This is a genomic window from Micromonospora sp. NPDC047548, assembly GCF_040642975.1.
Classification (GTDB): Bacteria; Actinomycetota; Actinomycetes; order Mycobacteriales; family Micromonosporaceae; genus Micromonospora.
The window spans coordinates 104056-116631 of record NZ_JBEYTI010000005.1 but is presented as its reverse complement, the minus strand read 5'-3'; the positions used below and the strand labels follow the sequence as shown (position 1 = coordinate 116631).

Genomic DNA, 12576 nt, shown 5'->3' with positions numbered 1-12576 from the left:
TAGACCGCCCGCCCGCCGTGGTGGAGGCTCGGTTACCCGCCGGTCGCCCCGCCGCCGGCCCACGGCGCGCTTCCCGCCCGGCCCGCCACGGGCCGGGGAACGGTCGATCGGGACGAGCCAACCGGCCTCGACAGCGCCTGGCGGGACCACGGCCCCCGTCAGTCCTCCTCGATCCCGTGGTCGGCGCGCAGCCTGGCCGCCTCCGCCGACCGGCCCAGCTCGTCCAAGGCCCGGGCCAGCAGCCAGGCCGCCTGGCTCGCCGGCCGGGAGTCGGGCGGCAGCCCGCCCAGCACCTCGCGGAGCAGACGCTCCGCCTCGGCCGGCCGGTCACCGCGCAGCAGCAGGTCACCGGTGAGGAGTTCGACCTGTGCCGCCTCGCCGAACGCCTCGATCGACCGCAGCCGGCCGGCCAACCCGTCCAGCCGGTCCAGCGCCGCGACCTCACGACCCTCGGCGGTCAGCACCCGGGCCACCGCCTCGGCGGCCTGGGCCCGCTCGTACGTCACCACCGGCGGCTCCTCCGGCAGCCCGGTGAGCACCGCCACGGCCTCGTCCACCACGTCGACCAGCGCCGAGGCGGCCGGCAGGTCGCCGGCCCAGAAGAACGCCAGCAGCTGCCGCCGCCGGGCGCGCAGCTCGTCCACCGGAAGCTCGGCCAGCCGGTACGCCGACGACGCCGCGGCGAACCGCTGCGCGGCCACGGCGTCCCGGTCGGCGTCGTAGAGGATTCCGCCGGCCTCCTCCAGCACCTGCGCCCGGTGCGGGAGGTTGTCCGGGCCGTCCAGGTTCTCCGCGAGCTGCTCCAGCAGCGCGAGCGCGGGGTCGATCTCGCCGAGGCCCTCGTAGACGCCGGCCAGCAGATGCCGGCACCGGTCCGCCTCGGCCTGGGCGCCGAGCCGGTCCAGCCCGAGCACCGCCTCCTCCGCCACCTCGGCCGCCTCACTGAGACGCCCGGCCACCCGGTAGGCGTTGGCCAGCTCCCACCGCAGGAAGGCGTCGCCCTGGGCGCCCTGCTCCACGCAGAGGGTCACCGCCTCGGCCAGGTCGTCCACCGCGTCGGCGGGCCGGTCGGCGGCGAGCAGCGCCCGCCCGCGGGCCACCCGGACCGCCAGCCGGGCGTCCACGGGGGCCACCCGCAGCGCCTCGTCGCAGGCGACGACGGCCTCGGCCGGGTCGTCCGCCCAGCGGGCGTACGCCAGGCAGGCGGCGACCAGCATGCCGGCCGCGCCCACCTCGCGGCTGAGCCGGCGGGCCTGGTCGGCCGCCTCGCCCACCTCCCCGCCGCGTTCCAGCTCCTCCAGGATGTGGGCGCGGTGCAGCGCCACCCGGGCCGCCAGCCACGGGTCCACGTCCGCCTCGGTGGCGGCCCGCTCGACCTCGGCGAGCGCGTCGGCCCAGCGCTGCCGGTGCACGTACGCCAGGGCCAGCCGGTCGTGGGCGGCGGCCCGCTCCTGCTGATCGCCGTACCGGTCGAGATGGTCCGCCGACTCGCGGGCCAGGGCCAGCCCCTCCTCGGCCCCCTCATCGGTCATGCAGAGCAGCGCGCCGAGGCGCCCTGCCACCACCTGCGCGCGCAGCGGGTCGGGCACCTCCCGCCAGGCGGCCAGCGCGACCCGGTTGGCCTCGATCAGGGCCGACGGGTCACCGTCGTTCAGCTCGCCCGCGCGCAGCTCCAACCGGTGCGCCACGGTGGCCACCGGCAGCGGCGCGGCACCGAAGCGTTCGTCAAAGGTCTTCAGGACCGTGGCGCAGTCGTCGACGCGGTGGGTGCGCCAGCACTCCTCGGCGAGGGCGAGCAGCTCCTCGGCGTTCGCTCCGGCCGGCACCTGCACCGGCTGCGCCCCGACCTCGCCGGACGGGGCCGGCTCCGGGGTGCGGGCCGGGCGGCGGCGCAGGCTGGCCGAGAGCGGCAGGTGCTCCCCCGCGGGCTGCGCGGCGAGCCGCCGCGCGACCACCTCCGACTGGTACGCCGTGCCGTTGCGCGCGTCGAACCGGGCGGCCAGCGCGGTCGCCGTGTCGGTCAGCTCGGCGGCGAGCGGGCCCACCGGCACCTCCCCGGCCGGCCGGTCGCCGAACGCCCGGCGGTGCACGGTCAGCTCGCCCGGCACCTGCCCGAGCGCCGCCGCGGCGGCGGCCGCGAAGTGCATGGCGGCGGCCGGGGTGGGCGCCCGGTCCAGCCAGTCCAGGTGCCGCTCGACCAGTTCCAGGGCGCGGGCGTCGTTCCCGGTCATCGTGCAGAACTCGACGTGGTCGGCGATCTCCCACAGGTCGGAGAGGTTCGACCGCAGCCGCCGGTACGCCTCCCGGTGCGCGGCCCGCGCGGCCTCCCCCCGGCCGGTGCCCAGGTACGCCGGCAGCAGCGCGGTGAGGATCGCCTGCGGCTGCTCGGTGCAGCTGAGCCGGCCGGCGAGCACCGGCTCGGCCAGGGCCACCGCCTCGTCGTGCCGGCCCACCTCGCACAGGTGGTGCACCTGCGTGGTCGGGTCGCAGCCGGCGCAGTCGGAGAGGGCATCCCGGGGCGTGGTCATCCAGCGGCGGTACCACTCGGCCGCCTCGTCGTGCCCCCCGAGGTGCGACGCCACCAGGTAGCGGTGCTTGTGCACGGCCTGGAGCGAGTGCCCGGTGTCCCGGTAGCGCCGCTCCATGTCGTCCAGCACGGCGTACGTGCGGTCCAGCGGCAGCTCGGGGAACTTCAGCATCGCGCTGATCATGTACTTGAAGTGCCAGCGCAGCTGGTGGGCGAAGCGCTGGTGGTGGGGCTGCGGATCGCGATCGAACTCGGCGAGGCACCAGGAGAAGGTCACGAAGGACTTCGCCGGCTCGCCGCCGTAGACGTACGAGGTGGTGGCCTGCATCCGGGCGGCGAAGGCGAGGTGCCGGTCGTCGCCGGCGTCGGCCCGCCGGATCAGCTGCTCCAGCGCGGCGGTCTGCCCCGCCCCGTACGGCATGTTGTGTGCCTCGTGCAGCACCCGCCACAGGTCGTCGTCGCTCACGGTCGGTTCACTCCCGTCCCGGTACGGCCCGGCCGAGCAGGCCGAGGAAGGAACTGTTCAGCAGCGCGGCGTCGGCCGCACGGATGGGGTGGTGCCCGAGCAGCAGCGCCTGCCCGTAGAGCGCCTCGACGGCGAGCCCGACCAGCTCCGGGTCGGTCAACGTGGTGACCCGGCGGACCAGCGGGTTGCGGTGGTTGAGCACCAGTTGCGGGCGGTCCGGCGGGGCGGAGGCGGCCAGCGCGTCCAGCACGCCGCCCCACAGCTCGTCGGCCTTCTCCCGGCTGGCGGCGAGCTGGTCGTTGAACGCCGCCGAGCGGCTGACCAGGTAGAGCGCCGGCAGCGAGACCGGGTCGTACGCCCGGACCACCACCTCGCAGCCGAGCCGTTCCAGGGCTCGCTGAGCGCCGGTCAGGAACGGCCGCAGGGCCAGCTCGACCTGCGGTTCGAGGGCGTCGAAGCGGGTGGTCAGGTCGCTCGGCTCCAGCCGTTCGATGAGCAGAGACCGGTCCACCGCGGGTAGCCGCTCGATCAGCTCGGTGTCGTACGTGTAGCCGCCGTTGACCACGGCCAGGTCCTGCGCCGCCGCGACCGCGGCGAGCTGGCGGAACTCGTCGAGGCTGGCGGCGTACCGGATGAGGCCGTGGCGCTGCCGGAACTCGGCGAGGGTGAGGGTGCCGACGTTGGTGTCCATCGGCCACCACTGGTCGACCAGGCGGAGCATCTCGTCGTCGTGCAGGGCGAGCGCCTTGACCCCCAGGTGGTGCACCTGGAGGAACTCGGCGAGCCGGCGCGGGTCGTGCTTGGCCAGCCGGACCAGCCAGCCGCGCACCTGGTCGCCGAGGGCGTCCCGGGTGCCGGTGAGCAGGGTGTCCTCGTAGAGCGCCTCGCGGCTGGCGGTGGGCCGCAGCTCGCTGGCGTCCACCACGCAGTGCGCGAAGAAGGCCCAGTCCGGCAGCAGCCCGTCGGCGTGCTCGGTGAGCAGCATCCGCTTGAGGTAGACCCGGTGCCCGGCCCGCGCCGCCGGGTTCACCGGGGTGGGCAGGATGAAGGCCACCCCGGTCAGCCCGGCCTCCGGCACGGCCAGCGGCACCACGTCGAACGGGACGAAGCCGAGGGTCTCCCGGGCGTAGCGGATCAGGGCCGCCCGGTCCAGCGGCGCGCCGGGGCCGGTCGGCCAGGGTGGCGGCCCGGCCGTGGTCGGGGTGTCGCCGACCCGGACGTCGACCGGCAGCAGGCTGCCGTAGAGGCGGGCCAGCTCGGTCACCGTCGGCACGCCGAACCACTGGTCGGCGTCGCGGCGGGGCACCAGCGTCACGGTGGTGCCGGGCTCCGGCCGGGCCTGCTCGGCCGGAGCGAGCCGGACGGCGTACCGGCCGTCGGACCAGCCCGTCCAGAGCACGGTCGGCTGGTCGGCGTGCCGGGTGACCACCCGGATCTCGTCGGCGACCAGGAAGCAGGAGAGCAGGCCGATGCCGAACTGGCCGAGGAACTCGTGCCGGGAGAAGCCCAGCTCGTCCCGCTTGGAGCTGCGGCCGATGGTGGCCAGCAGCTCGTGCACCTGCGCCTCGGTGAGGCCGACGCCGGTGTCGTGCACCCGCAGCGTGCCGTCGCCGGTCAGCTCCGGCGGCTCGATCCGTACCCGCGCGGGGGCGTCCGGCTCGGTCGCGCGCCGGGCGGTGATCGCGTCCACGGCGTTCTGGAGCAGTTCCCGGACGTACACCCGTGGGCTGCCGTAGAGGTGATGACTGAGCAGGTCGACCACGCCACGGAGGTCGACCTGGAAGGTGCGGTCCACACGCTCTCCCCGGTCCGATTCGGCGCTCACCGTACCGGTGATCACCGACGCTGTCCGACCCCTTTCCGGCCGGCTTGACCCTCGACCCGGTCGAGGCGACAGGGTCGGTCGGCATGACCGCCACCCCACTCGGCCGCGACTACTGGCTGCTCTGGTGCGCCGCCGTCTCCTCCCGGTTCGGCGATGCCCTGCGTACGCCGGCGCTGGCGCTGCTGGCCGCGACGCTGACCCGCGACCCCCGGGCGGTGGCCCTGGTGACTGTCGCGGCGCAGCTCCCGCCGCTGCTGTTCGGCCTGCTCGGCGGCGTGTACGCGGACCGCTGGGACCGCCGCCGGACGATGGCGCTGGTGGACACCCTGCGGGCCGTCGTGGTGGCCGCCCTCGCGGTCCTGGTCGCCACCGACCGGGCCGGTGTCCCGGCGCTGGTGGTGACGGCGTTCCTGCTCGCCGCGCTCGGCACCCTCTTCGACGCGGCCTCCTTCGCCGTGCTCCCCGCGCTGGTGGCCCCGGCCGCCCTGCCCGCCGCCAACGGCCGCCTCCAGGCCGGTACGGCGGTGGCCGGCGGCTTCCTCGGCGCCCCGCTGGCCGGCGTCCTCTTCGCGGTCTCCGCGGCCCTTCCCTTCACCGTCGACACGCTCACCTTCGCCGTGGCCGCCCTCCTCGTCCTCGCCCTCCCCCCCACCCGGCGATCTTGCGCCTGCGGCCGGGACAGCGCGCACGAGGAGGAGCGAGGTGAAAAACACCAGTGCGAGATCACCGCGAGCGGGTGGCGGGCCGGGGTGTGGCGGGAGGCGTGGGCGGGAGTGCGGTGGGTTCGGGGGGACCGGGTGTTGTGGGGCGTGACCCTGGCGACGGCCGGGTCGAACCTCGCGATCGGCGGGGTGCTGGCGGTGCTGGTGCTCTACGCGCTGGAGGTGCTGCGGGTGCCGGCCACGGCGTACGGGGTGTTCGCCGCCGGGGTGATGGTCGGCGGGCTGGTGGGGGCGCTCGCCGCCGGGCGGCTGGCGGCCCGGGTCGGCACCCTGCCCGCGCTACGCGGGGTGCTGCTGGCGCAGACCGTGGCGCTGACCGGGCTCGCGCTGGCCCGGAACCCGGTGCCCGGTGGTCTCGCGCTGGCCTGCTTCGCCGCCGGCACCACGGTCTGGAACAGCCTCTGGTCCTCCTACGGGCAGCGGCACGTGCCCGCCCACCTGCTGGGCCGGGTCGGTGCGGCGCAGCGGGTGGTCGGCCAGGTCAGCGCCCCGGTCGGGGCGGCGGTCGCCGGGTTCGCCGGTCAGGCGTACGGGGTGGGCCCGATCGGCTGGGCGGCGGCCGGGATCTTCGCCCTGGTCACGGCCGGGGCATGGCGCACGCTGCGCGGGGCGGGTTCCGTCGCCGAGCGCCGGACGGACCCGGTGCCGCGTCCCTAGGCTGGAGCGGACGGCGGACGGACGGAGGGGCGGCATGGCGCAGCGGGAGACCGGTACGCCCGGCCGGCGGCCGGTCCTGGCCGGCGTCCTGCTCACCGCGGCGGGCTTCTTCGACGGGCTCTCCGGGCTGGGCGACCTGGCCGACGACCGGTACGTGGTGTTCACCCGCGACGGGCTCTACCACCTCGACCTGACCGGGTGGGCGTGGGCGCACCTGGCCACCGGGCTGCTGCTGGTGGTGGGCGGGCTGCTGGTGCTCTCCGGGCGGCGCTGGTCGGTCCGGCTCGCCGCCGCCGCGGCGGTGGTGGGCATCGTCTTCCACCTGCTCGTGATCGCCTACGAACCGTTGTGGGCGCTGATGGTGATCGGGCTGGCGACGGCGGTCCTCTGGCTGCTCCGGCGCCGCCCGCGGCCGGAGGACGCGGGCGGCGAGGTCAGCGAGGCTGGCAGATCCGTCCGGTGAAGGCCGCGTCCGGCACCCGGCTGCCCTGCCAGACCGGGTTGACGGACAGCGGCAGCGGCGGGGCCTGCCAGGCGGCGGCGACCTCCTGGAGCAGGGCGTAGCCGCGCTCCGGGTGGCTGACCGGCTCACCGGCGAGGAAGTTGACCAGGCGTGCCTGGATCAGCGGCCTGGGGAGCAGGCCGCCGTGCACGCCCGGCATCTGGAAGACCGGGATGGCGCTGTACTCGCCGGGCGGCGCCTCGGTCGCCGTGGTGGTCGGCAGGAACGCCAGGATCCGTACGCCGGGTACCGGGCACATCAGGTCGTTCCGGTAGAAGGGCGCGTTGTCCATCAGTGACCGGACGAATGGCTCGTCGGGGCCGACGCCGCCGCCGAAGACGTCGGCGAGGCCGAAGACCGCGCGCAACTCCCAGCCCGCGGCCAGGCCCCACCCGCTGGACGCGCCGGGCGGCGGGTAGTAGGACCGGCCCGCGTTGATCAGCGGGCTGAACATGGCCAGCGTGTCCACCTCCGGGTGCGGCCGGACCGCCAGATAGGTCCGGGCCACCAGGGCGCCCTCACTCAGCCCGATCAGCGCCACCGGCCGGCCGGTACGTCGATGCAGCGCGTCCACCTGGGTCTCGAGCAGAGCGGTACTGGACCCGATCGACCGGTGGGTGTCCCGCGCCGAGTACGGCAGCGGTCGGCCGTCCGGGGCGAGCCCGCGGTAGGAGAACTGCTGCACGTTCGGGTCGGCGGCAGGTTCCCCGCCGTACGTGCTCCCGTGCCCGTCGATGAAGATCACCGCGTGCCTGACATCGGCCGGCAGGGGCCGGTTGAGCAACTGAATCCGGCTCCTCGACGACGTCGCGGGCAGGAGCAGGAGCAACGGCTGGACCGCCAGCGGCACGACGAAGGCGAGCAGGACGGCCAACGGCGCCACCGGCACCCGCGCCCACTTCACTGGACGACGCGGCAGCAGGGCGGCCGACACGGTGCGCTGCCAGAGCAACCCGTTGATCACCCCGGCGACCGCTGCCGTCGGTCCCGTCCACCCGATCGGCACCGCCCAGACCACGGCGCCGCCCACGGTGAGCACCACGAAGTTGAGCAGGGACCAGCCGACCAGTTCGATCGAGGGCAGCCCACGCCACCAGGCGCCGACCACGGCGGCGCGTTGCAGGAACGGCGCGAGCAGGAACATCGGCAGCAACGAGGCGAGCAACAGCCAGGAGAGGGCGACCACCGAGGCGGCGATCGACAGGGCCGCCCAGGGCGAGACCACCAGGGTGATCACCACGGTGAGCACGAGGTTCCGCCGGATCAGCCAACGCAGGCCCGGCCACGGCACCTGTCGGGGCCAGGCCAGGGCGACCAGCCCGGTGGTGAGCAACGCCCGGAACAGGATGAGCCCGACCAGTCCGACGGCAAAGGTCGGCCACGAGTTGTGGTAGACGAACAACCACCGCAGGTCGTGGTACGTGTCGTACGGCCAGACCGCGGTGACCTGCGGAGCGAGCCCCCAGGCGGCGCGGAAGTCCAGCGCATCGAAGATGACGCCCTCGATCGCGGGGGGCAGAGCGGCCAGCCCGAGCAGCGCGACGAACCGCTTGTCCAGACGTCCCACGCCCCCTCCTCGGCGGTCCGACGGCTGCTTCTTCGCAGCCTGCACCGCTGCGGGCCGGCGCGGCGGCGCAACGCCGGATTGCCGCCCGAAAGCGGTCAGCCGGCGAGGCCGCCCGGCTGGTCGCCCTTCACGACGGGGGCCCGGACCAGGTTGCCCCACTCGGTCCACGAGCCGTCGTAGTTACGCACCTGCGGGTAGCCGAGCAGGTGGTGCAGCACGAACCAGGTGTGGCTGGACCGCTCACCGATCCGGCAGTACGCCACCACGTCGTCCGCCGGGCTCAGCCCGAGCTGGTCGGCGTAGATGGCGCGCAGTTCGTCGGCGGACTTGAAGGTGCCGTCGTCGTTGGCCGCGGACTTCCACGGCTTGCTGACCGCGCCCGGAATGTGCCCGCCGCGCAGCGCGCCCTCCTGCGGGTAGTCCGGCATGTGCAGCATCTCGCCGGTGTACTCGCCGGGCGAGCGGACGTCCACCAGCGGCCGACCGGCGGCCACGTGCGCCATCACCTGCTCCCGGTACGCCCGGATCGGCGTGTCGTCGCGCTGCGGCACCGGGTACTCGGCGCGCGGCCGGGTCACCTTCTCCCGGGTCAGCTCCCGCCCCTCGGCGATCCACTTCTGCCGGCCGCCGTCGAGCAGCCGAACGTCGGCGTGGCCGAAGAGCGAGAAGACCCAGAGGGCGTACGCGGCCCACCAGTTGAAGTTGTCGCCGTAGAAGACCACCGTGTCGTCGCGGCCGATGCCCTTGGCGGCGCACAGCTCGGCGAAGCTCCTGGCGTCGAGGTAGTCCCGGGTGACCTGGTCGTTCAGCTCGGTGTGCCAGTCGACCTTGACGGCGCCCGGGATGTGACCGGTGTCGTAGAGCAGCACGTCCTCGTCGGACTCCACCACAACAAGGCCCTCGTCGCCCAGGTGCTCGGCCAGCCACTGGCTGGTGACCAGGCGCTGCGGATCGGCGTACGACTGGAGGCGGGGATTCGGATCGCTCGACACCGGCATGATCCCCAAGGTACGCCGGATCGCGGCACGACGGCCGGCCATCGGAAATCGGCAGCGGAGGTGACCGCCGGCCCGGGACAGTGACGGAACCCGCGGACCACAGAGGATCGACGCGCGCACCACGCGGACCGGCCGGTGTCAGGCGCGGCGGTGCACCAGCCGGCCGGCGACCACGGTGGCGAGGCAGGTGCCGTCGGCGGCGACGACGGCCAGGTCGGCCCGGCCGGCCGGGACCAGCGCCGGCGGCCGTACCCGGTCGAGCACCGCGACATCGTTGCGGACGGCGGCGGCCCGCAGGTCCGGCTCGGCCACGTGCGCGGCGAGCACCGCCGCGACGCCGAGCCGGAACAGCGCGTGCACCCGCTCGCGCGGGCTCGGTGCGGGCGGCAGGGGCCCGTCGTGCACCAGCGCCGGCCCGAGCGTGCCGGCCCACCGCCGCACCCGCACCTGCGGGTACGCCTCCGTCAGCTCGTCCAGCGGTGCGACCGCCTCGATCCGGTTCCCGCCGACGAGCACGGCCTGACCCGGGACCGGTTCGTCGTCAAGGGTCACCCGGAGCAGTGTGGCGGCGTGGATGGTCCGCACGGTCAGTCGGTGATCGGGCCGAGCAGCGGGCGCTTGGCGGTGACCGTGTCGCCGGAGGAGCGCCCGGTCAGCCGGCGCTTGACCCACGGGGCGAGGTGCTGGCCGGCCCAGCGCAGGTCGGCGGCGCGGGCGGCCAGCCACGGCGTGCGGGCGGGCCGCTCCGGGACCAGCAGCCACTCCTCGTCGCAACCCACCCCGAGCGCGGTCAGCACCTGGGCGGCGACCCGCCGGTGCCCGGCGGCGGAGAGGTGCAGCCGGTCGGTGCTCCAGAGCATCGGGTTGAGGAAGGTGTCGTCGGCGTACAGGTCGACCAGCATCGCGCCGTGCCGCTCGGCGGTCTCGCCGACCGCCCGGTTGAGCAGCTCGACGCGGGGGGCGACCAGGCGCTGGCCGGGCAGCCGCGCCATCACGTCGGCGAACCGGAAGAGGATCACGTCGGCGCCGCCGGAACGGAGCTGCCGGACGACGTCGTCGAAACGGGCGACCAGGGCGTCCGGGTCGAAGTTGCGGCGCAGCACGTCGTTGCCGCCGGCGGCGAAGCTGATCAGCTCCGGCTTCATCGCGAGGGCGGCGGGCACCTGCTCGGCCACCACGTTGGGGAAGAGGCGACCCCGGATCGCCAGATTGGCGTACCCGAAATCCGGTCCGGCCTCGGCGGCCAGCCGGGTCGCCACCAGGTCCGCCCAGCCGCGGTAGGTGCCGTCCGGGTACGCGTCGTTCATGCCCTCGGTGAAGCTGTCCCCCACCGCGACGAAGCTGCGCCAGCGCACGCCGCCTCCCTCACGCTCTTCGTTGCCTGCGGCGACCAGTCTGTCACCGGCCCCCTCCGACGCGCTGCTACCCGCCTGGGGAACGTGGCGAAGGTCATCGATCACGGTCTGGCCGCTCGATGACCGGCCTCCGGTACGGCCCCCAGGCGACGAACACCCGACACTCTCAGGCGAAGTGGAAAACGGGCGGGAAGGCGAGGACGACTGTCCAGGCCCAGACGGCATACACGATCATGTAACGGGTCTGCCAGTGTTCCAGGCGGGCGAAGGGCATGCGGCCACGCACGAAGCCGAGGAACAGCCATGCCGACCACGCCAGGTTGGTGAGCAGGATGACGTTCTCGCCCAATGCCGCGGTCTTGTTGGGGCTGAAGCCCCATTCGGTGATCCGGCCGGTGATCGCCAGCAGCACCATGACGTCGATGATCAAAGCGCTGACGACGAGCGCGAGTTGCAAGCGGTCAAAAAGACCGGGCCGGGCCACGAGGTCACGGGCGGAAATGGCATACAACAGCAGGCCCAGCACGACGACGAGCAGCAGGTCGAAGAGGATGAGCGCATCGCGCTCGACGTCGATGCCGTTGTTGGTCCAGATGATGGCGACCAGGAAGGCCAGCAGGGTGGCCGCGAAGAGCGGCGTGAAGACGCGGGTCAGCACCGGCGCCATGTTCTCGATGACGCTCTGCTTGGCCTCGACCAGCCATGCCGACACGATGACTGCGGCCATGGCGCCGCACGGCAGCAGCCACGATTCGGTGAATCCCTCGGCGTCAAGGCCGATGGCATTGAAGGTGCCCACCGTGAAGGCGGTGAGCACGCCGCCGCCCAGTCCAATGAGGCTCAGGTAGATCAGCCACTCCCCGGTGAACCGGATGAAGTCCATCCGTCGCCGGTCTGACCGCCAATCACCGCCCACATAGGCGACGCCGACAACCAGCCACAGCGCGAGCGGCAGGTGGATCGCCGTGAGCACAACGGTCTGCGAGTCATCGGCCAGCGGATACGCGTTCGCGGCGACCGCGCCGAGAATGAACAGCAACGCGAGCACCCCGATGATGCGAAGACCGACCCGGCGTTGCCAGGCGAAGTAGGCGGCCAGCGCCGGCAGCGCGAAAAGGCTGACGTTTCGCGCGTAGAAGGCGGCATCGTCCCCTGACATGTCAAGCCCGAACCAGGCCGGCACCTTGATCGCGAGCGCCGCGACGGCCGCACAGAGCACCATGACAGGCAGCTCGCGACGGGAGCGGGCGGCGGCGGGCGCGTCCGGCTCCCCGGGTAGCACGAGCTGCTTCCACAGCCGCTCGGAATGCTCGCGAGCGAACTCCCGCGACAGCTCATCGAGGCTGCCCATGCGTTTGACAGCGATGAGGAACGCCTCGTCGGCTCGCAGGCCCGCCTCGGTCAGCTCGGTGATCCGGCTACGAAGATGGTCTTCCAGTTCCTCGGCATCGGTGTGGTGCAGCTCCCGGCGGCGGTGCATGTAGGCCCGCCACTCGGCGATCTGGCCCTCCAGATCGTTGTCGCCGTCGACGGTCATCGTCCCGCCTCCCATGCCGGTGCCGTGATTGGCTTGATGGACTGCGCCGTGCTCCAGACGCCCCGCAGGGCGTCGACGACCGCGGCCCACTGGCGGCGCTGCTCGGCGAGCTCGGCCCGGCCCTGGTCGGTGATGCGGTAGTACTTGCGGCGGCGTCCTCCGGGCGGGGTCTCCCAGGCTGACTCGACGTGGCCGAGTCGCTCCAAGCGGTGCAGCAGCGGGTAGAGCAGGCCGTCGGTCCACTCCAGCTGCCCGCCCGATAGTTCGTTGACCTGCTTGAGGATTGCGTAGCCGTAGCTCTCGCCTTCGGCGAGGATCCCCAGCACGAGCGGCGTCGCCGAGGCCGCGACGAGGTCTTTGGTGATGCGCATGTGGCCGCCTAACCCTAGAACTGCAATGCATAGTAGTTCTAGGTATGGT

The 12576-nt window shown here is 73.8% G+C and carries 10 protein-coding genes; 2 read left to right on the top strand and 8 right to left on the bottom strand.

The window, feature by feature from the left end; all coding sequences use genetic code 11:
• Positions 1 to 158: 158 nt before the first annotated feature.
• Both ABZ807_RS07305 and ABZ807_RS07300 read right to left on the bottom strand, forming a co-directional pair.
• Positions 159 to 2993, bottom strand: a complete 2835-nt coding sequence (locus tag ABZ807_RS07305; protein WP_357153915.1) for a hypothetical protein — start codon at positions 2991 to 2993, stop codon at positions 159 to 161.
• Positions 2994 to 3000: 7 nt separating this feature from the next.
• A complete protein-coding gene (locus ABZ807_RS07300) occupies positions 3001 to 4788 on the bottom strand; it encodes an HSP90 family protein (protein ID WP_357153913.1) in 1788 nt (595 codons plus the stop codon).
• Positions 4789 to 4901: 113 nt separating this feature from the next.
• Between ABZ807_RS07300 and ABZ807_RS07295 the strand changes: the two genes are divergently transcribed.
• Complete coding sequence (locus ABZ807_RS07295; RefSeq protein ID WP_357153911.1) at positions 4902 to 6197, top strand: MFS transporter; 1296 nt, start codon at positions 4902 to 4904, stop codon at positions 6195 to 6197.
• 34 nt (positions 6198 to 6231) lie between these two features.
• Entirely contained in the window at positions 6232 to 6660 is a 429-nt protein-coding gene (locus tag ABZ807_RS07290; protein ID WP_357153910.1) for a hypothetical protein, read from the top strand.
• Here the strand turns inward: ABZ807_RS07290 and ABZ807_RS07285 are convergent.
• The 6 genes from ABZ807_RS07285 to ABZ807_RS07260 form a co-directional block, all read right to left on the bottom strand.
• Complete coding sequence (locus tag ABZ807_RS07285) at positions 6632 to 8266, bottom strand: hypothetical protein (protein ID WP_357153908.1); 1635 nt, start codon at positions 8264 to 8266, stop codon at positions 6632 to 6634. The genes ABZ807_RS07290 and ABZ807_RS07285 overlap by 29 nt on opposite strands.
• Before the next feature lie 95 nt (positions 8267 to 8361).
• A complete protein-coding gene (locus tag ABZ807_RS07280; RefSeq protein WP_357153906.1) occupies positions 8362 to 9264 on the bottom strand; it encodes a sulfurtransferase in 903 nt (300 codons plus the stop codon).
• A 138-nt stretch (positions 9265 to 9402) separates the two neighbouring features.
• On the bottom strand, positions 9403 to 9816 hold the full coding sequence (locus ABZ807_RS07275; protein WP_357153904.1) for a hypothetical protein: 414 nt from the start codon (positions 9814 to 9816) through the stop codon (positions 9403 to 9405).
• A gap of 35 nt (positions 9817 to 9851) precedes the next feature.
• The gene (locus tag ABZ807_RS07270) at positions 9852 to 10619 is read right to left on the bottom strand and encodes an SGNH/GDSL hydrolase family protein (protein ID WP_357153902.1); all 768 of its coding nucleotides are present in this window, start codon (positions 10617 to 10619) and stop codon (positions 9852 to 9854) included.
• A gap of 166 nt (positions 10620 to 10785) precedes the next feature.
• Positions 10786 to 12156 (bottom strand): permease prefix domain 1-containing protein, encoded by a 1371-nt coding sequence (locus ABZ807_RS07265; protein WP_357153901.1) that lies wholly within the window; start codon positions 12154 to 12156, stop codon positions 10786 to 10788.
• Positions 12153 to 12527 carry a PadR family transcriptional regulator gene (locus ABZ807_RS07260; protein WP_357153899.1) on the bottom strand — a complete coding sequence of 125 codons (375 nt, stop codon included), beginning with the start codon at positions 12525 to 12527 and terminating at the stop codon, positions 12153 to 12155. The genes ABZ807_RS07265 and ABZ807_RS07260 overlap by 4 nt, the downstream gene beginning before the upstream one ends.
• Between the last annotated feature and the right edge of the window lie 49 nt (positions 12528 to 12576).

What these genes read in the sequence shown, in the direction of transcription:
- ABZ807_RS07280 (WP_357153906.1), bottom strand. Translation starts at nt 9,264, where the DNA reads ATGCCGGTGTCGAGCGATCCGAATCCCCGCCTCCAGTCGTACGCCGAT.
- ABZ807_RS07265 (WP_357153901.1), bottom strand. Translation starts at nt 12,156, where the DNA reads ATGACCGTCGACGGCGACAACGATCTGGAGGGCCAGATCGCCGAGTGG.
- ABZ807_RS07260 (WP_357153899.1), bottom strand. Translation starts at nt 12,527, where the DNA reads ATGCGCATCACCAAAGACCTCGTCGCGGCCTCGGCGACGCCGCTCGTG.
- ABZ807_RS07295 (WP_357153911.1), top strand. Translation starts at nt 4,902, where the DNA reads ATGACCGCCACCCCACTCGGCCGCGACTACTGGCTGCTCTGGTGCGCC.
- ABZ807_RS07290 (WP_357153910.1), top strand. Translation starts at nt 6,232, where the DNA reads ATGGCGCAGCGGGAGACCGGTACGCCCGGCCGGCGGCCGGTCCTGGCC.